Annotated in this window: 17 protein-coding genes; 9 read left to right on the top strand and 8 right to left on the bottom strand. The window is 42.7% G+C overall.

Translation table 11 applies throughout. The features are described 5' to 3' along the window. Positions 1 to 276: 276 nt before the first annotated feature. From sbcD to AACS90_RS16175, 3 genes are all read left to right on the top strand, one after another. Positions 277 to 1503, top strand: a complete 1227-nt coding sequence (sbcD, locus tag AACS90_RS16185) for an exonuclease subunit SbcD (RefSeq protein WP_099120748.1) — start codon at positions 277 to 279, stop codon at positions 1501 to 1503. A gap of 28 nt (positions 1504 to 1531) precedes the next feature. Then, complete coding sequence (locus AACS90_RS16180) at positions 1532 to 5227, top strand: SbcC/MukB-like Walker B domain-containing protein (protein ID WP_099120746.1); 3696 nt, start codon at positions 1532 to 1534, stop codon at positions 5225 to 5227. 66 nt (positions 5228 to 5293) lie between these two features. Then, positions 5294 to 5788 (top strand): TIGR00645 family protein, encoded by a 495-nt coding sequence (locus tag AACS90_RS16175; protein ID WP_099108879.1) that lies wholly within the window; start codon positions 5294 to 5296, stop codon positions 5786 to 5788. 35 nt (positions 5789 to 5823) lie between these two features. Here the strand turns inward: AACS90_RS16175 and AACS90_RS16170 are convergent, their stop codons facing one another. From AACS90_RS16170 to AACS90_RS16150, 5 genes are all read right to left on the bottom strand, one after another. Further along, a complete protein-coding gene (locus AACS90_RS16170) occupies positions 5824 to 6324 on the bottom strand; it encodes a tellurium resistance protein TerW (RefSeq protein ID WP_099120744.1) in 501 nt (166 codons plus the stop codon). Positions 6325 to 6412: 88 nt separating this feature from the next. Then, positions 6413 to 7363 carry an HpcH/HpaI aldolase/citrate lyase family protein gene (locus tag AACS90_RS16165; protein ID WP_099120742.1) on the bottom strand — a complete coding sequence of 317 codons (951 nt, stop codon included), beginning with the start codon at positions 7361 to 7363 and terminating at the stop codon, positions 6413 to 6415. 13 nt (positions 7364 to 7376) lie between these two features. Continuing rightward, positions 7377 to 8456 carry a cysteine protease StiP family protein gene (locus tag AACS90_RS16160; RefSeq protein WP_099120740.1) on the bottom strand — a complete coding sequence of 360 codons (1080 nt, stop codon included), beginning with the start codon at positions 8454 to 8456 and terminating at the stop codon, positions 7377 to 7379. Next, complete coding sequence (locus AACS90_RS16155; protein WP_099120738.1) at positions 8457 to 9251, bottom strand: hypothetical protein; 795 nt, start codon at positions 9249 to 9251, stop codon at positions 8457 to 8459. Next, a complete protein-coding gene (locus AACS90_RS16150; RefSeq protein WP_099120824.1) occupies positions 9244 to 10413 on the bottom strand; it encodes a phosphoribosyltransferase domain-containing protein in 1170 nt (389 codons plus the stop codon). The genes AACS90_RS16155 and AACS90_RS16150 overlap by 8 nt, the downstream gene beginning before the upstream one ends. A 486-nt stretch (positions 10414 to 10899) precedes the next feature. Between AACS90_RS16150 and AACS90_RS16145 the strand changes: the two genes are divergently transcribed. The 6 genes from AACS90_RS16145 to AACS90_RS16120 all read left to right on the top strand — a co-directional run bounded on the left by AACS90_RS16145 (position 10900) and on the right by AACS90_RS16120 (position 15326). After that, a complete protein-coding gene (locus tag AACS90_RS16145) occupies positions 10900 to 11487 on the top strand; it encodes a TerD family protein (protein WP_099120737.1) in 588 nt (195 codons plus the stop codon). Next, positions 11487 to 12635 carry a TerD family protein gene (locus AACS90_RS16140; RefSeq protein ID WP_099120735.1) on the top strand — a complete coding sequence of 383 codons (1149 nt, stop codon included), beginning with the start codon at positions 11487 to 11489 and terminating at the stop codon, positions 12633 to 12635. Before AACS90_RS16145 ends, AACS90_RS16140 begins: the two co-directional genes overlap by 1 nt. 43 nt (positions 12636 to 12678) lie before the next feature. Further along, positions 12679 to 13134 carry a tellurite resistance TerB family protein gene (locus AACS90_RS16135; protein WP_099120733.1) on the top strand — a complete coding sequence of 152 codons (456 nt, stop codon included), beginning with the start codon at positions 12679 to 12681 and terminating at the stop codon, positions 13132 to 13134. 26 nt (positions 13135 to 13160) lie between these two features. Further along, complete coding sequence (locus AACS90_RS16130; RefSeq protein WP_099120731.1) at positions 13161 to 14231, top strand: TerC/Alx family metal homeostasis membrane protein; 1071 nt, start codon at positions 13161 to 13163, stop codon at positions 14229 to 14231. A 26-nt stretch (positions 14232 to 14257) separates the two neighbouring features. After that, entirely contained in the window at positions 14258 to 14836 is a 579-nt protein-coding gene (locus AACS90_RS16125) for a TerD family protein (RefSeq protein WP_099120730.1), read from the top strand. A 160-nt stretch (positions 14837 to 14996) separates the two neighbouring features. Next, positions 14997 to 15326 carry a SymE family type I addiction module toxin gene (locus AACS90_RS16120; RefSeq protein WP_099120728.1) on the top strand — a complete coding sequence of 110 codons (330 nt, stop codon included), beginning with the start codon at positions 14997 to 14999 and terminating at the stop codon, positions 15324 to 15326. 93 nt (positions 15327 to 15419) lie between these two features. On the opposite strand, the gene AACS90_RS16115 is transcribed toward AACS90_RS16120, so the two are convergent. The 3 genes from AACS90_RS16115 to AACS90_RS16105 form a co-directional block, all read right to left on the bottom strand. Further along, entirely contained in the window at positions 15420 to 16166 is a 747-nt protein-coding gene (locus tag AACS90_RS16115) for an SDR family oxidoreductase (RefSeq protein WP_099120726.1), read from the bottom strand. A 34-nt stretch (positions 16167 to 16200) separates the two neighbouring features. Continuing rightward, positions 16201 to 17823 (bottom strand): ABC transporter substrate-binding protein, encoded by a 1623-nt coding sequence (locus AACS90_RS16110; protein WP_099120725.1) that lies wholly within the window; start codon positions 17821 to 17823, stop codon positions 16201 to 16203. Positions 17824 to 18045: 222 nt separating this feature from the next. Beyond that, positions 18046 to 19686 carry an ABC transporter substrate-binding protein gene (locus tag AACS90_RS16105; RefSeq protein ID WP_241538186.1) on the bottom strand — a complete coding sequence of 547 codons (1641 nt, stop codon included), beginning with the start codon at positions 19684 to 19686 and terminating at the stop codon, positions 18046 to 18048. Positions 19687 to 19702: the final 16 nt, after the last annotated feature.

Here is a 19702-nt window from a genome sequence, read left to right as displayed (position 1 = left end):
GCAAAATTCACAGTGAACTATTGTGAGGCAATTTTATTACAGTTTTATGAAATAGATTTTATCTTAATCATAAAACTGTAACCAACATTACGAGGAATTTATCAATCAATTGCTCTATTTCATTGCCGTTGCGAGGCCGCTCGAAAATTTATGAATGAAATTATAATTACCCACGACATCCGCAGAACACTCATTATAATTAACATCTGAACAGGGGAAGCTGGACGCAGGGACAGCGCAGCGCAGTAACACAGGTAAGATAAGCAGAGCAAAAATATGCGGATTATTCATACGTCAGACTGGCATCTTGGGCAATACTTCTTTACTAAAAACCGTGCGGCAGAGCATCAGCACTTCTTACAGTGGCTTATCAGGCAAATAAAAGAACATCAGGTTGATGCCCTGATTATTGCCGGAGATGTTTTCGATACAGGTTCTCCACCCAGCTATGCCCGGGAGTTGTACAACAGATTTGTGGTAGACCTGCAACCCACAGGTTGCCAGCTTGTCATTCTTGGGGGAAACCACGATTCCGTCGCAACACTCAATGAATCAAAAACCCTGTTCTCTTATCTGAATACCACTGTTATTGCCTGTGCTGAAACTGATACCCAACAGCAAATTAAGGTATTGAATAATAGAAATGGTCAGGCTGGAGCCATTCTGTGCGCCATTCCTTACCTACGTCCGCGAGATATTATGTTCAGTAAAGCAGGCCAGTCAGCCATACAGAAACAACAAGCTTTACAGGATGCCATCGCTGAACACTACCACCAGCTCTACCAACAGGCGTGTAGCTTACGGGAGCAGCTTGGCCAATCTCTGCCGATTATCGCAACCGGGCATTTAACCACAGTTGGAGCCTCCACGACTGATTCCGTGCGGGATATTTATATTGGCACATTGGATGCTTTCCCGGCACAAGCATTCCCTCCTGCTGACTATATTGCTCTGGGGCATATTCACCGCCCACAGTCGGTCAATAAAACTGAGCATATCCGTTATAGCGGTTCTCCTATTCCACTGAGTTTTGATGAAGTTGGGCAAGAGAAAAGTGTCTGTCTGGCGGATTTTCAGGAAGATAAATTCAGTCACCTTACCCTGTTACCTATTCCGAATTATCAGCCAATGCAACTCATTCGGGGTAGCCTGCAACAAATAGAAGCACAATTACAGACTTTCAGTGATTATCAGGGAGAGCGCCCTGTCTGGCTGGATATTGAAGTAGCCACGCAAGATTATCTGCATGACATCCAGAAACGTATTCAAACTATGGCTGCGGATTTGCCTGTAGAAATTATTCTGTTACGACGCAGCAAAACCGCTCGTCAAAACTCATTATCAGAGAAAAATAAAGAGACACTGACTGAATTAAGCGTGTCCGAAGTTTTCGAACGACGACTGGCGATGGCGGAAATTGACGATCAGCCACAAAAACAGCGCCTGACGACTCTGTTCAGGCAAACACTGGATGACATTACTCAGCAACGTACACAGAAATAATAATCAGAAATAACGGTCAGGATGCAGTATGAAAATTCTTAGCTTACGGTTGAAAAATATTAATTCTCTACAGGGTGAATGGAAAATTGATTTCACAGCAGAGCCTTTTGCCAGCAATGGATTATTCGCCATTACCGGCCCAACCGGAGCGGGAAAAACTACGCTGCTGGATGCTATCTGCCTTGCCTTATATCACAGGACTCCCCGGCTGAAAACTATTTCAGAAAATCAGAACGAATTAATGACCCGTCATACCGCAGAATGTCTGTCAGAAGTCGAATTTGAAGTAAAAGGGGTTGCTTATCGGGCATTCTGGAGCCAGCGGCGTGCCCGTAATCAGGCTGATGGAAAACTCCAGCAACCGAAAGGAGAGTTAGCAGATAAAAAAACAGGCAAAATTCTGGCTGACAAAATTCCTGATAAAAAAGAAAAGATTGCTGAAATAACCGGACTTGATTTTGAACGGTTTACTAAGTCCATACTCCTGTCGCAGGGGGATTTTGCCGCATTTTTAAATGCCACCGATAAAGATCGAGCCGATTTATTGGAGGAACTTACCGGTACAGAAATTTATGGCATTCTGTCACAGGAGATTTATCAGCGCCATAAAGAAGCCCAGTCCGAATTGAATATTCAGCAGGCAAAAGCATCTTCAATTGAATTATTAACGCCGGAACAACTGGAAGAGTATCGCAATCAACAGCAACAGCTGATTGCCGCAGAGATTCAGCTTGGTCAGCAGCTAAAAGATTTACAAATTACTGAGCAATGGATTGTACGGCAGCATGAGCTGGAACAGTCACTAACGAACCATAAGTTATCACTGCAACAAACTGAACAGGCGATACAGGATGCTTCCCCACAGTTACAACAATTAACTGCCAGTGAACCGGCTGAAAAAATCCGGTCATTGTGGGATGCGTACAATCGGGCTTTAAGCGAGCAACAGCGCCTTGATGAGCAAAGCAGAAAAATCCAATTCGAACTGCAACGACAGGTTGCTTTACTGCAACCCGCCCAACAAAAACAGATTAATTTGGAAAAGGCTCAAAAAGAATATCAACAGCATCATATACAGCAGGAGAAATTGATCTCAGAGCAGGTTACGCCACTCGATCATAAGATTGCTATTCAGTCTAAGGATCTGCTCACGCTGGAAAAAGAAGCCTCTGTGCAGAATCAGGAACTAGCTGAAATATCATCCCAGTATCAACTGGCTGAAAGCCAGCACACCTTGATGAATAAAGAACAGAAAGTGTTGGAGATATACGATGAAGAACATCCTCATTTCCGCACTCTCGACAAACAGTTACCGAAATGGCAGCAACTCTTTTCCCGTCAGAAAGAAAAACAGGAACAGGTAACCAAGCTCAGACAAAAACAACAACAAATGGCGACTGAGCTTGCCCGTACAGCTGAAAATCTGAATAGTTTAAATACAGTTCTGGAAAAACAGGCAGCACAATGCCAGCCATTACAGGATTCACTTGAATTTGCAGAAAAAAAACTGTTGAGCTTACAAACCCAATATTCATCCGATCAACTACAAAAACAGTTATCAGATTACCAATCACAGCTTAATTCACAAAACCAGCTGGAAATTTTTCTGCCTCAGATCGAGCAAATACAGGCAACGATCTCAACCAATCAGGCGCAATTTGCACAAATCCAATCATTCCTGAAACCTTTACCTGATCAGTTAAATACCCTTGAGATACAGCTGACAGAAACACAACAACACCATCAGGATTTAACCGCCCGAATTCGTCTGGAACAACATATTATCAGCCTGGAACAGGAGCGTAATCAACTCAAAGAGGGGGAAGCCTGCCCGCTTTGTGGGTCGAATAACCACCCTTTGATTAGTGAATATCAGAACATCGTCCTGCCAAAATCAGAAGAACGGCTGAAAGTTCTTAGCCAAAAAATAGAACAGCTACAGGGAGAGCGTTCTGCTTTACAGCAAAAACAGCAATTCCAGCAACAACAGGGTGAACAATTACAGCAATCCATAGAACATTTCACATCTCAGCTGGCAGAAATTACTACACAATGGCAGCACCACTGCCAACAACTGCAAGCACCCGAATTACCAATGGAAGCTGAACCTGTCAGACACTTTATTAACCTGCGCCAGTCAGCCTATACCCAATCTCAGAAACAATATGAAATACTGACGCAGGCTGAAAAACAGTACCAAATTGCAGAAAAAACACTCTTGGCTCATCGTGAACAATCCAAATCAGATGAACAAAAATCAGCATTGGAAAAAGTCAGGCAAGAGTCATATCAGAAGCAATTGAAGGAAAATACGGCTGAACTCCATCAGGCAGAAACAGAATATGCCACAACAACAGAGCAATTAATCAATACATTGCACGATACGCCGTTTACACTGCCAGAATGGCAGGAAGTAGAAAATTGGTTACAACAACGTGAAACTGAATTGAAAAACTATCACAGTTCCCGCGAAAAATGGCAGCAATTGCAGCAGGAACAGGCCGTCTTGCAAAGCAAACTGAATGAACTGGAAAAACAAAAAAGCAGAATAATCAATAAACAACAAATACTGACTGAACAGCAACAACAGCAGAATCAGGTATTGCAGCAAACCCAGCAGGAACGTTACCAATTATTTGGCGAACAATCCGTCAACACTGTACGTCAGGAATTGCAGCAAAAAGCGAGCGAACTGGGTAATGCCTGTACACAAGCCACTGCTGATCTACAACAGTTACAGAATCAGGTAAATCAATTAACGGGTGCTGCGGGTGAAATCACACGAAGCTGCCATATTGCCGAAGCCGCATACAAACAGGCATCCGACACCTTCCAGCAAGGTCTGCAACAACAAGGGTTTCCTAATCAAGCCTCTTTTGAACAGGCTTTACTGATGCCGGAACAACGAGAAAATCTTCAACGGCTGCAAGAACAACTTGCCAAACAGAATCTGCAAGCTAAAACACGGTGCCACGAATCTGAAACTCTGTTACAGCGCCACAGGGAAAAATCACCGTTACTGTTGGAACAGTTTGAACCATCACAACTAGCTGAGTTGTTAAGTAATACCGCCAATGAATTAAAACAAAATAACCAGCAGCAAGGTGAAGTCAAAAACCGGCTCACCAGTGATGCCAACAGTAGAAATCATCAGCAAGAATTGTTAGATCAAATAGCTCTCTCACAACAGAATTATGATGACTGGAGCTATCTCAATAACCTGCTCGGCTCTGCGGATGGTGCTAAATTCCGGCGTTTTGCTCAGGGTCTGACACTGGATCATTTGATGCATCTGGCGAATAGCCGGTTAGAAAAATTACATGGCCGTTACTACCTGCAACGCAAACGACAAAACAAGGATGATGTCGGCCTTGAGTTACAAGTGGTTGATATGTGGCAAGCCGACGCTATTCGGGATACCAAAACGCTTTCCGGCGGTGAAAGCTTTCTTGTCAGTCTGGCACTGGCATTAGCATTATCTGATCTGGTGAGCAACAAAACCCAGATAGAATCCCTGTTTCTTGATGAAGGATTTGGCACACTGGATTCTGAAACTCTCGATATCGCACTGGATGCACTTGATCACCTTAATGCAACCGGGAAAACCATCGGTGTTATCAGCCATGTTGAAGCCATGAAAGAGCGTATCCCTGTACAGATCAAAGTGGAAAAGATGAATGGATTAGGGGTCAGTAAACTAGAATCAGAATTCAGGGTTCGTTGATATGTATTAGCTCACGCACGATCTTGATCTATAATGCAGCTCCTTTTGCAACATATTCAGAACAACATGGAAAGATTTATTGAAAACACAATGTATGCCTCCCGTTGGCTACTTGCACCTGTTTATTTTGGTTTATCACTGGCTTTATTTGCACTGGCTATAAAATTCTTTCAGGAAATCATTCACGTCCTGCCACATATTTTTTCCATTGCTGAATCAGAGCTGATCCTGACTTTGCTTTCTCTGATTGATATGGCTCTGGTTGGCGGGTTGTTAGTGATGGTCATGTTCTCCGGTTATGAAAACTTTGTTTCAACATTAGATATCGAAGAGCACAAAGAGAAATTAAACTGGTTAGGAAAAATGGACGCCACTTCGCTTAAAAACAAAGTTGCGGCTTCCATTGTTGCCATTTCATCCATTCATCTACTGCGTGTTTTTATGGATGCCCGGAATGTGCCGGACAGTAAATTAATGTGGTATGTAATTATCCATCTCACTTTTGTGGTATCAGCATTTGTGATGGGATATCTGGATAAACTCACACGCCATCATCATTAGAAAGAAATCTTACCCGCCCTAATGCCAGCTCAATATTACTTGCTGGCATTAAGGGACTCCGTTCTTTTTCGTGAGTTACCATTAACGGTTTCTTTCTGTAATTCGTCGATAAACCTATCTACGAACATTTCAACTATCTCACTTCTGCTCGTTCCAAGCCGATTGGATAGCCCATCTATTTTTCGGATGACAGACATCCGCAATGACAGGGAAACCGGTTTCTTCTTTTCCTTATCAAGGAAAACGTGGCTGGTAGCTTCCTTTAATTCAAAGTTATTATGCTGAGTGAGCAGCTCTTCAATCCTGCGCACCTCTTTTCTGGTCAATAACCCCTTATCTACTAGTTGGTAAGTATTTCCAATTTTGCTAAACCGGATATCAGCACGATAGTGATCCCTTAGTTCCCTTAAAGTACGAGTCAATGTTGGACCAGAACAACTAAGTGCCTCGATCACTTTTACCTTGCTGACAGGTCTTTCATGAGAAAGCAGCAAAGTTAATTTAAAATTTCTGAGTTGTTTGGGGCTAAGTAACATCGTTTTCAATTACCAAGTCAGGAATACGGTAACTTCCTAATATATAAACACAGCATCCAGCATAGCTTCTCATGCTGGTAAATCAATATTAAAGCGAGTTAAAAACCCCATAATTTTCAGTTTCACTTCCTGAACAGACGCCATTATATTTCGCCCGTTCCAGAATATTTACAGCCCAGCGCCAGTGTGTAGCCGGTTCACACATTGCGCCCTGAAACTTAAATACCGCCTGCTTTGTATTAAGGATTTTTAAGGCATCAGCATAATCATGGTTGTTCACCATCAATGCCTTATGGATATGCTCTATTTGCCGTGGATGAATAGCTGTTTTCCCGACAAACCCATGAGCAATATCCAATACAAGCTCTTTCTCAAGTAACTCCAGATTATCAATATGCTCACAAACGGGAGCCGTTAAATAAAAACCACGTGAACCAAAAACAGCCACCAGCATTTTTATCACATACCCCATTGGGCCATCATATAACGTGAGTTCACGCGAACGACGTATCGAAATAAGATTCATCAGATCATTACCACCAACACGTAGCGCGATGACCCGCTCGCAGAAAGGATGAGATTTTAGCTTATCGGCCAAATAATTCATTTGCTGCACATCAAAAACATCTTCAGTTTCCAGTGTCGGCATCACGCCAAGATGCGTTGAAGCAATAATATCCCACCATTCAGGTAATAATGATTGCGTGAATTTAGGTAATACCAGACCCGTGACAAGGCTAAGATCAATAGTATTGACCAGATATCGTCCCATGGATTCATTCCGTGGACGGATAAAAATCAATGGATAATGATCAGTATTAGCGGCTGAACCCTTAGCCGCAGCCAGTATCTGTAATACAGATACGAGGTTTTCGATAGCGACGGGAATATCCTCTTCAACGACTGAGTCCTCCAGACAAATCACCAAAGAACGTAATCCCACAACTTTATTACACAGGATAATTTCCGGAATATCTGGGCGGGTCGCTGGTATATAAAGTGTCGCGCCAAGCTGGTTTGCGAAAGGGTTCTGTTTCATCGGACCACCTTTTTTATGCTACTTTTTTGATAATCGTGACTGCCCGATATTGGCCAATCAAATTACCTACTTCTGTGATGGCAACATTTTTCTGCTGTGCCAGATAAACCAGCAAAGCCACGTCAGGATCATTTTTAGAACGGACAAGTACCTGTTCAGGAACACGCCTCAGCACAGCACGCGTTGCTTCCGCAATTCCCGGTTTGATACGATTAATGCTATTGACCTCATATAAATCAGCAAGAGTGGAAATAACTTTCTTACTTAATTCCAGCAAAACCATTTTTTCCTGAGGTTGCCAGTCAGCCGCGGGTATGGTCGTCAAATCCAGACGTTCCCGGCATTCAGCAACAGTATCAACCAGCATTCCACTGCATTCAAACTGACTCAGATGATCACATTTCACACATCCATGCAATCCATTTTCACTCCAGATTGAACGCGATATTAACCCTGATACCGGTGCTCCCATGATCCCAAAGGGAATTAACCAATCATCATCACTGGCCGCCAGCCATGAACATCCACACGGATCGGCCAGTACGACCAAACGGGGAATGCCTGAATAGCCCGGCCGTCCCGCTAATGAACGGGATAATTCTGCTGTAATCGCACCTTTACCTGTCCAGCCATCCACAAATACCAGACCAGCCGTCCCATGCTGCTGTTCTATATACGAGAGCGCCGTATCATCAATGCCACGATCCCGTATGATACTGATCCCATAGTGATACGAACGTTGCCCCATATCCCGTAAAACCTGATGTAACATCACACCCAGAGGAACTCCCGCTCTGACTAAGCTCACTAGCACAATAGGTGTGTCGCCAAAGCGTGATATCAGAGCTTTGGCAAGCATAACAACTTCAGTTGCCAGTCTGGTTGCTCCTATTTCTAGCGCTTTATCAAACAATTCAATGTGATAAGAGGTCGGTTCTGGCTCCTGACTCAACATCTCCGAATAATGACGGGCACCAGACTGAATTAACTGTTCTTTAACCTCAACCGGTGTCATTTCAATCTGAACCGGCTTTAGTAAGAAATGAACATCACCGCTGGCGTAAGAGCCAGAAAAAGGAGTAAAACTATTCATTTATGTAGGATTCCGCATACCGAATAAAGAGGCCGTTAATGTGTCAGCAAATTGACTGCGTTGAGGGATCGCAAGCCAGTCACACCATTTCATAAACCGATGATCACTTAAGCTATCCCCCATGCCAATAACAGGAAAAACACCTCTCTCATCGTGAAGCCTTTGCAGAAGATGCTGAGTTGCCAATCCCTTATCGACACATTTAGGTAGAAAAGCGAGATTATTATTGTTGTAGTGAAAATAAAAATCGTCGGCATCAAAAATATCACTCATCACCTGAGTCACTGCTGTAAGCAGCATCTTAAGCTCTTCTGCCCGATTATGCTCATTACACTTAACCGAAATATAAACAGGGACATCACCATATTCATAGTTAATGCGTGACCATACAGAAAAACCACCGGATGCTATCAGTCGATTCCCCAGACATTCCAATTCCAGCAATTTATCCCGGTAAGACCGAAGTTCAGCCAGCATATGTGATTGCCATACCTGATCCGCCTGCCCTTCCGGTGTCAGAAGCACCGCACCGTGAGTGGCAATACGCCATGAAGTGAACGGAAGTTGTACCCGGCTAAGCTGCTCTGTATTTCTGGCTGTCACAGGAATCACTTCCGCATTCGCCAGTAACCAGTCAACCAGCATAGCCTGCTGTTCTGTCATATAACCATGAGGAGCCTGCTGCCTGTCTACAGTAGCTACGCGAAGCGAAGTAATATCCGACAGCTCATTTATTTTCCGGCGGGTTTGAAATAACGTATCGTCCAGATCAGTAAAAAATACGGGCTTAATCATAAGTCACAATCTCTATCACTGGTGCAACCAGAGATAATTGCTCTATCAAATTTGGATCAACTGCGGCTTTAGGTGTTTCAAGGCAGAGTAGGACGCGATCAAACTGCTGGTGCGCTACGTTATAAAGAAAATTGGGGATCCCCAGACCATAATTATCGGTAAATGCCATCACAGACTGAATAGCGTGCCCGCAGGAAATAGGAGAACGGGTTGTCGAACCAAATTTCACGGCAGCCCCTTCTTGTTCAAGGCGTTCTGCCAGCAAAAATGGTTGCCAGACAAACTCGCTGGAGCCTAGCACCAAGACCTTTTCACCAACATTAGCCGGGATCTCAGCACCCAGATCATATTGAATATCGTCCAGCCCCAAGCGCCCCCAGTTCTGTGTGCCGATAATATCGACTTTTCCCCGTGCCGTGACATTCACCGCAGGCATAACGGGCACAGGCGCTGAACTATCCGCATCCCATTGCCACTCACCTTCTATCAGGGAAATAACTGAGACAGGAAGCGGACAGCGTTTTATGATGCTTTGCCCACTCCAGTCCGTCAGAGTCACTGTAATGATATGTTCAATATGTTCCAGCCCGGCACAACGCAATGCCTCAAACAGATTGAGAAAAGTATTGCCAGTCGTTGCTTCATCATCAATCAGAACCAGTGTACGGGCATGGCTGACCCGCTGGCGCAAATGTTCTTCTTGCGGCCAGTAGATCAGGTGGTCTGTTGCATGACTATGATTTTCCTTAAACTCACACAACAACTCACCTTCAACCGGATGGCGTGTTGATGTCAGAAATATCGGAGAAGTGACTTTATGCCGAGTTTCCTGAAAAACCCCCGCCGCCAGCCCAACCGCCGTTTCTGCCATCCCGATATAGAGCACCGGCCCGGGAAGATCAACTGGGAATTTATCTGACAGCTGCTGATAAACTGTACGCATAATAGACGGACTGACCGGAATATGACGCCCTAACACTTTACTGACAAATAAGAATGCCCTTTTCGGATTACGACGTTCAGCAATATCAAACAATGCTTCCAGAGACGTTTCACCACACTCAGCCGTCACAGTTAAGGTTCCGCTGTTTAACTGTTTTTGATAGCTTTGTTTTTTATTAACCGGGAATGAGTGACGCTGAAGATGATTACATGCGGTCATACAGAAGCCTTTTAAAAGAATTTCAGTAATTTCAGGAAGTGAGGCAAAGGCAGTAGTGATTCTTTCATAAAACAAATTTCCCTTTCATAAACCAAATTTTTTTATCCGAACAACGCCTATTGCTAAATAGGCATTAGTCAAATTTGTTACGTCCGTTTTCTAGTTCAAATTCGGTGAAATATGCACCGAAGTCTAGAGCTTAGCCACACTCAATGTCAATCATATTATGATTTTTTAAATAAGAATTTGTTTGACTTTTCTCCATGGAAAAGAAATGATAAAACACGAAGCCAGATTGCTCTCTATCATAAATTTAACAGATAGTTGCAATTTGTGAGGATCATAATATGACAGGATTTCAGCCATATATCTGGTCATATTATGATTTTCTACATAAGTGAAATTATCGCAATTCACTGATAGCGATTCACGATAAAAAACAAATCACTTATAAAACAATTCACCGATAAATAAGAGGTGTTATTAATGGTTTCATTGAGTAAAAATCAGTCCGTTTCGCTGACCAAGCAGAGTACTTCGCTGGCTAAAATTGATTTTGGTCTGGGATGGGATCCAGTAGCTCAAAAAAAAGGCTTCCTGTCACGTTTGTTCGGCGGAGACAGTAATGAAATTGATCTGGATGCCAGCTGCATTCTGCTCGATGCATCCGGCAATTCCATTGACATTGTCTGGTTCGGACAGCTTAAATCCGAATGTGGTTCGGTAAGGCACAGTGGCGACAATCTGACAGGAGAAGGCGACGGGGATGATGAAGTCATCAGCGTCGATTTGGTTAAACTGCCTGCCAATGTTGAATACCTTGCCTTTACCGTTAATAGTTTCCGCGGTCAAACCTTCAACGATGTTGAAAATGCGTTCTGCCGGGTTGTTGATCAAAACGGCAAAGAGCTGGCGCGCTACCAGTTAAACGAACAGGGTGCTCATACCGGCATTATTATCTCTTCCCTGCGCCGTAATAACGGTATGTGGGATTTCACCGCACATGGGGTTCCCTGCCGTGGGCGTACCATTGATGATATGTATCCACAAATCGTTGAAACGGTGGTGCGCTGATGAATCTGACTCCGGGGGGAAATGCCCCCGTTTCCAATCAAATGCTGACCATCAGGGTACTTTCAGGTTCAGCAGTCGATGTCTCCGCTTTCCGTCTGTATGCTGATGGTAAGGTGCAAGGCGATCCGGATATGGTCTTTTATGGGCAGCCGGATAATGACGATAACACCATTCGCCTGTCCGGCGGTAATACCAATACCGCGTTTTCCGTTAACCTGCCGGCTCTTCGGCAAGACGTCCAAAAAGTTGCATTCACCGCGACCTGCGATGGCAGCCAGACTATCTCCAGCCTTCACAGCCTTTCTATTCAGGTCGAACTGAATGGGAATGTGATTTTACAGGGGCAGGTTGAAGTTCAGGGGCGTACAGAAGCCGCGTTGATCCTCGGTGAGCTTTATCGCCGTAACGGTGAATGGAAGTTTCGCTTTATTGCTCAGGGTTTTAATGGTGGTCTGAAGCCTCTGGCAGAACATTTTGGTGTCGATATTGTCGATGATGCGCCAGCACCGCCACCAACTCCTGAACCGAAAAGCGTCAATCTTAGCAAGGTTTCTCTGACGAAAGAAAAACCCGCTATCAGCCTGAGTAAACGTGACAACTTCGGTGAGATCCGCGTCAATCTTAACTGGAATCAGGGAGCAGCTCCTGCCAGCCGTGGAATGTTTCAGAACCTGTTTAATACCAGTAAAGGGGTAGATCTGGATCTCGGTGCTTTCGTCCGGCTCCGCGATGGCACCCGTGACGTTATACAGGCATTAGGGAACGGTTTCGGTGCTTATCATAGCGAGCCTTATGTCCAGCTACAGGGGGATGATCGCACAGGCAGTGTTACTGATGGTGAATGGCTCCATATCAATGGTCTTGAATGGAAAAATATCCGTGAAGTTCTGATCTATGCCTTTATCTACGAAGGTGTACCGAGCTGGAACAATACGGATGGTATTGTCACGATTTACGTCAATGGCCAGCCTCCGATTGAAACCCGTCTGACAGAAGGGCATAACCGCAAAAATATGTGTGCCATTGCCCGTCTTGTTAATGACAACGGTGACATTCAGGTAGAGCGTATCAACCAGTATTTTAGTGGTCATAAAGAGATGGATCAGGCTTTTGGCTGGGGCTTTCGCTGGACATCAGGCAGTAAATAATACGTTTAATACATACTCGTTATACAAACTAACGGAGGGACTTATGTCCTTTTTAAACAAAATCAAATCGGCATTCAGTGCAGGCCGCGAAGAGCTTACCAATCAGGTTGGCCGTTTCAAAAACAAAAAATTCATGGAAGGAACTGTTGCTGTGTGCGCGCATGTCGCAATGGCAAGTAACGGTGTCAGTTCTGAAGAAAAACAGAAAATGGTGGGATTCATCAAAAGTTCCCCTGAACTGAAAGTATTCGATACGACTGAAATTATCAACTTCTTCAACAAGCTGGTCAGCAGCTATGAATTTGATGCTGATATCGGCAAAGGCGAAGCGATGAAATACATTATGGCGCTGAAGCAACAGCCGGAAGCAGCACAGCTCGCTTTACGTGTCGGGATTGCTGTTGCCAAAAGTGATGGCGACTTTGATAACGATGAAAAAAATGCTGCCAGAGAAATATGCACAGCCTTAGGCTTTGTACCGGCAGATTTCGATCTGTAATCGCGGATAATTAAGAGGCTTACTTCATGGTATCCACGCACATTGGTTTTCCGATGGAAACCGTTGCTGTATTTATTATTCTGTCGGTTGGTGCGCTCTTTATCGACCTCTTTATGCATCGTCATGATAAGCCGATTTCGCTGCGCAGTGCCGCTCTTTGGTCTGTCTTCTGGGTTGCTGTTGCTTTTGTTTTCGCGGGATTCCTGTTTGTCCATCACGGTGCTGAAGTCGCAAGCCTGTTTATCACCGGTTATGCACTGGAAAAGGTGCTTTCCGTCGATAACCTGTTTGTCATTATGGCAATTTTTTCCTGGTTCGCTGTCCCGGATCGTTATCGCCACCGCGTTCTTTACTGGGGCATAATCGGTGCCATTGTCTTCCGTGGTATTTTTGTTGCTATCGGGGCAAGCCTACTGACACTGGGGCCGTGGGTTGAAATGGTTTTTGCCGCCATCGTCGGCTGGACAGCAGTTATGATGCTGAAAAGTGGTGACAATGATGATGAAATCGAAGATTACTCACAACACCTAGCCTACCGTTTGGTGAAGCGTTTCTTCCCAATCTGGCCAAAACTGCGCGGTCATGATTTCATGCTTACCCAGAAAGAAGTCGATGCAGAACTGGCAAAACCAGAAAATGCTGATGTAACTATTGGTCGTAGAACCAGCAGTAATAAAACTAATAGTGAAAAAGCAGGGCGTGTCGGTAAAGCAGCTCTTTATGCCACGCCACTGATGCTGTGTCTGGCTGTGGTTGAACTTTCTGACGTCATGTTTGCTTTTGACTCTGTTCCTGCGGTTATTGCTGTCAGCCGTGAGCCATTGATCGTTTACAGTGCCATGATGTTCGCTATTTTAGGTCTGCGTACACTCTACTTTGTACTGGAGGCACTGAAAAAGTATCTCGTTCATCTGGAAAAAGCCGTTATTGTCCTGCTGTTCTTTATTGCTATCAAATTGGGACTTAACGCATCTGAACATATGTTCCACCACGGTTATTCCATTTCGGCGACAGCCAGTCTGTTTGTCGTACTCGGGGTACTGGCGGCCGGTATTATTGCCAGCTTGCTGTTTCCCGAAAAAGAAAAAACAAGCTAAATCCATAAATAAATGAGGAAAAAATAATGGGTGTATCTCTTTCTAAAGGCGGTAACGTTTCTCTGACCAAAGAAGCGCCAACAATGAAAAATGTTCTGATCGGTCTCGGCTGGGATGCCCGCGCGACTGACGGACAGGACTTTGACCTTGATGCTTCAGCGTTCCTGCTGGCAGCAAATGGCAAAGTACGCGGTGATGCTGATTTCATTTTCTACAACAATCTGAAATCTTCCGAAGGCTCTATTATGCACACTGGCGATAACCGCACCGGTGAAGGGGATGGTGATGATGAATCACTGAAAATCAAACTGGATCAGATCCCTGCTGATGTGGATAAAATCGTTTTTGTTGTCACTATTCATGATGCTCAGACTCGTCGTCAGAGTTTCGGACAGGTTTCAGGTGCGTTCATTCGTCTGGTTAACGATGACACACAAGCTGAAGTTGCTCGTTATGACCTGACTGAAGATGCTTCAACTGAAACTGCGATGCTGTTCGGTGAACTGTACCGCCACAATAGTGAGTGGAAATTCCGTGCAGTCGGTCAGGGCTATGCGGGTGGTCTGGCATCTGTTTGTGCTCAGTATGGCATTAACGCAGCCTAATTCGCTTTAATTAAGTGATTTAATGCAAAACCCTGCCTGATAATATCGGCAGGGTTTTTATTTCCTGAATAAGATTAACACTTCTCACAACATAATTTTCTCACCACTTAAAGTACTGCTAAAGTATTACGAAATCTCCAAATGACACAAGGAACGTCAAATGAGTCTTCATGTTTTATTTCGCCACACTGATATCCCCGAGTTAACCCTCAGTGGCAGCAAACTCAGTGATGCCGGGTTTATTTCTGATTCACTCTTTCATATATCCCAGCACTCAGATGGGATAATTCTTTCTTTGCTTGCCCCCGAGACTGATCTTACTAATCTGATCCACCAAATTGAAAACAAGCCAGAACAGGGAATAGATAATATTCGTGAAAATGGAGAACTCTATCTTGCCGGCGACTGGCTAACTGACAGCCAATTGATAGAGCAACCCATTAATATTGAAATAACGTTCGGGAAAATAATTCTTAAACCTAAGCAATAATGTCAAACTTTTTGTCGCAACCTGCCAGATAACTCAACCGGAAAAATACGCCATTTTCTCCGGTTGAGTTCTTAGTTCTAAAAAAGCGAAAGTCTATTTCCCCCCCGCCAAATCCATAAAATTACCCGTTACATACGATGCATCATCAGATAGCAACCATGCAATCGCTGCTGCGACTTCTTCAGGCTGCCCGCCTCTTTTCATCGGCAGGGAATCTTTAATTCTGTCAACCCTGTTCGGTTCACCGCCATCAGCATGGATTTCGGTATAAATTAATCCGGGTCGAACGGTATTTACCCTTATTCCCTGTGCCGCAACTTCCAGAGATAACCCCGTGGTCAATGTATCTACAGCCCCTTTTGAAGCAGCATAATCGATATATTCATAGGGAGCCCCCAACCTTGCCGCTGCTGATGAAACATTAACAATCGCCCCACCCTGCCCCCCATGCCGGAAAGCCATTCTTTTGACAGCCTCTCTGGCACACAGAAAATATCCCGTGATATTGGTAGCAAACATCTCATTCAAACGCTCAGCAGTTAGCTGCTCAATGGTAGTCTGAGCCTTTAAAATGCCCGCATTATTCACCAGCCCGGTAATATACCCCAGTTCCTTTTCCGCCTTCTGAAACAGAGCCATAACCTGTTGTTCATCGGTTACATCCATCTGAACAGCCAGTGCCGATTGCCCCAGGCTTTGGATCATGTCCACAACTTCCTGTGCGCGTTCTCTACGAGAACGATAACTAATGCAAACATGATGCCCTTTCTTTGCCAGATCAAGCGCTGTTGCTTTACCAATACCACGGGAACCACCCGTAATAATAGTGACTTTCTGCATAGGGCTATCTTCCTCATTATTTATGTTGAGTTTATTAATGCTTAATGACAAAAAGATCTTTCGTGGCTGTAAATCCGGATATATTGGCATAATACCCCCCAATATAAGGTTTTACTAATACCGCAGTCACAGCGTAATAAACTGGTGCAATAGGAGCATCTTTTATCAAAATATCAACAGACCTCTGAAAGTCAGCCTGATTATTGGTTTCTCCCGCTTTTTCCACCGAATTATCAAACTCTTTATTTGAATAAAATGAAGTATTATTACTCTGGTTAGTACTGAATATATTTAAAAAGGATACAGGATTATTATAATCTCCAACCCATCCTCCCCTGACAACATCAAACTTACCCTGATGTTCATTATCCAGCATGACTTTCCATTCTTCGGCTTGTAATTTAGCAATAACACCAAGATTCTTTTTCCACATAGAAGCAGCAGCAATTGCAATTTTTTTATGTTGCTCTGAGGTATTATAAACTAGGTTAAATTTAAGCGGATTATTCTTATTAAAACCTGCTTCAGCTAATAATTCCCGTGCTTTTTTATTTCGTTGTTCCTGTGTCCACGCAGCATACTCCGGTAAGTTAAATTTAAACCCGCCAATCCCCGGTGGCAATATGGTATAAGCAGGTAACTGGCCCTGAGCAACAACCCGATTAGCAATAATATCCCGATCCAAAGATAAATTTAACGCCTGTCTGACTCTGGCATCATTAAACGGATATTTTTTATTATTAAAATCATAATAATATGTACTCAGAAGCGATGTAATATGAATCTGTCCTCCTATTGTTCGTTTTAATGAAGCAAAGTCTTCTAACGGGATAGTAAATGTTATATCAATCCCTCCGGCTAAATAACGGTTTAATTCTGATTTATTTGACGAGATGGGTAGATACGTGACTTTATTAATTACTGTATTTTTATCATCCCAATAATAGTGATTTCTGACTCCAACAACCTTTTCATTAACATGCCATTCAGATAGCTTAAATGGCCCACTAGAGACAAAATATTCAGGTTTTACCCATTTATCACCATATTTTATCACTACTTTTTCACTAATCGGGTACAGAATCGGAAAGGCTAACATTTGTAGAAAATAACCAACCGGTTTCTCCAATTTAACCTCAACCGTCCCATCGTCCAGCGCTTTGACACCCAATTCTTCCGCTTTCTTCTGGCCATTAAGAATAGCTTGCGCATTGACAACAAAAGCATCAGCAAGATAGCTACCATAAGGAGAAACTGTAGCTGGCTCAACCAATCGCCGCCAGCTGAAAACAACATCATGGGCGGTTATAGGTGTGCCATCAGACCATTTGATACCTTTTCTTAAATGAAACACCCACGTTTTATTATCTTTTGTTTCCCAGCTTTCAGCCAATCTGGGTTCAATTTTATTGTTTTTATCCGTTCCGACTAATCCTTCAAAAAAATCATTGATAATATTCAGTGAAACATTATCTTCGGCTTTATCAACATCAAGTGATGCAGGTTCTGCACCATTATTACGAATAACCTCCTGTTTTTCATTCAGTTGTATACCGGGTGGAATAACGGCGGCATAGGATGAAGTAACACTAAAAAATATCATAGTCATAGAATAAACTAATATTTCCATTTCTCTATTAATTATTTTATTTAACATGTCATTTTCCTCTATTGCTGTAATATAATTTTTATTATTAATTAGAAATATTGGCGTGTGTTTTAAATAAGGCGTACACATCTATTATTTAATAATAGCACTTAATGAAAATAACAATTTAAAAAATCCAATTAATGATTTCGATGATGAATAGCACAGTAAAAAAAGCCGCAACTGAGACAGATGCAGCTTGAATTCTGATAAGGATAATTTTCTTATACTTTAATGTTCTATAATATAGAGATCTTTAGTAAAGTATTCCCCCCTTGAGTTGATATCAAAACCACCAACATAAGGTTTAACCATATTATGATTAACGTAATAATAAATAGGGATAGAAGGTAAGTCCTTTGTTAATATATCCGATGCCTGCTGATAATAATCTTTAGAGTTAGTCTCACCTGCTTTTTTCACCAAATTATCAAAGATACTATTTTCATACAGAGATGTATTTTTTACTTGATTAGATAAAAATAAAGCTAAAAATGTCATCGGGCTATCATAATCAGCAACCCATGCCCTGCGGATAACATCGAACTTCCCTTGATGCATGTTATCCAACATAACCTTCCATTCTTGGTTTTCCAAAACAGCATTTACACCAAGATTTTTTTTCCACATTGAGGAGACAGCAATAGCAATTTTTTTATGTCCTTCCTGCGTATTATAGAGCAAGTTGAATTTAAGTGGATTGTCTTTATTAAATCCAGCTTCATTTAATAATTTCTTGGCTTTGGCAACGCGCTTCTCCTGAGTCCAGGAAGCATATTCAGGCTGGTCAAAATTAAATTTTCCAATATTAGGAGTAAGCATTGTATAAGCTGGCAACTGCCCTTGCCCTAATATTTTATCAACAATAACATCGCGATCTATGGCTAAACTCAGTGCTTGTCTTACTCTGATATCATTAAAAGGTATTTTTTTATTATTAAAATCATAGAAATATACGGTTGCTTTGGGAGAAATATGTACCTCGTTAGGAAGTGATTTCTTTAATGATGGATAAGAGTCTGCCGGAATAGTAAAGGTAATATCAATTTCTCCCGCCAAATAGCGGTTCAAATCTGCTTTCTCTGAGGACAGAGGAAGGTACGTCACTTTATTAATAACTGTATTTTTATTATCCCAGTATTGGGTATTTCTGACGCCAACTAATTTCTCATTTACAACCCATTCAGAGAGTTTATATGCCCCACTCCCAACAAAAGCTTCCGGTCTAGTCCACTTATCGCCATGTTTTTTTACTGCCCTCTCACTAATAGGAAACATAACCGGATGAATTAACATCTGCAGGAAATCCCCGATAGGTTTCTCTAATTTGACTTCCAGAGTAAAATCATCCAAAGCCTTTACGCCAAGTTCTTCTGCTTTTTTCTTTCCTATCAACACTGCATTTGCATTCACAATAAAAGCATTTTCAAGATAACTGCCATAAGGTGAAACAATATCAGGGTCAATCAAACGTCGCCAACTGAATACCACATCATGAGCGGTAATAGGAGAACCATCTGACCATTTAATATCTTTTTTCAAATGAAAAACCCATGTTTTATTATCACTAGTTTCCCAACGCTCAGCTAATCTTGGTTCAATATTACCCTGTTTATTAATATGAATAAGTCCGTCAAAGAAATCACTGATAATATTAAACTCAACATCACTTGAAACTTTATGGATATCCAGTGAGGCCGGTTCTGAACCATTATTACGTACAATTTCCTGCTTCGAGGCCAGTTTTGTTCCTTCCGGCACAACAGCGGCGTAAGATAATGAAACATTTCCAAATATTGCTGCAATAACACAAGAGAGTATGCTGATTTTTTTCTTTACTGCTAAATTAGTCATCATTTTTTGTATAGCCATAATAAAGCTCTCCATA

Source organism: Xenorhabdus sp. KK7.4 (genome assembly GCF_963876465.1).
Classification (GTDB): Bacteria; Pseudomonadota; Gammaproteobacteria; order Enterobacterales; family Enterobacteriaceae; genus Xenorhabdus; species Xenorhabdus stockiae.
The sequence above is the reverse complement of the archived record's forward strand: the minus strand, read 5'-3'. Positions and strand labels throughout refer to the sequence as shown.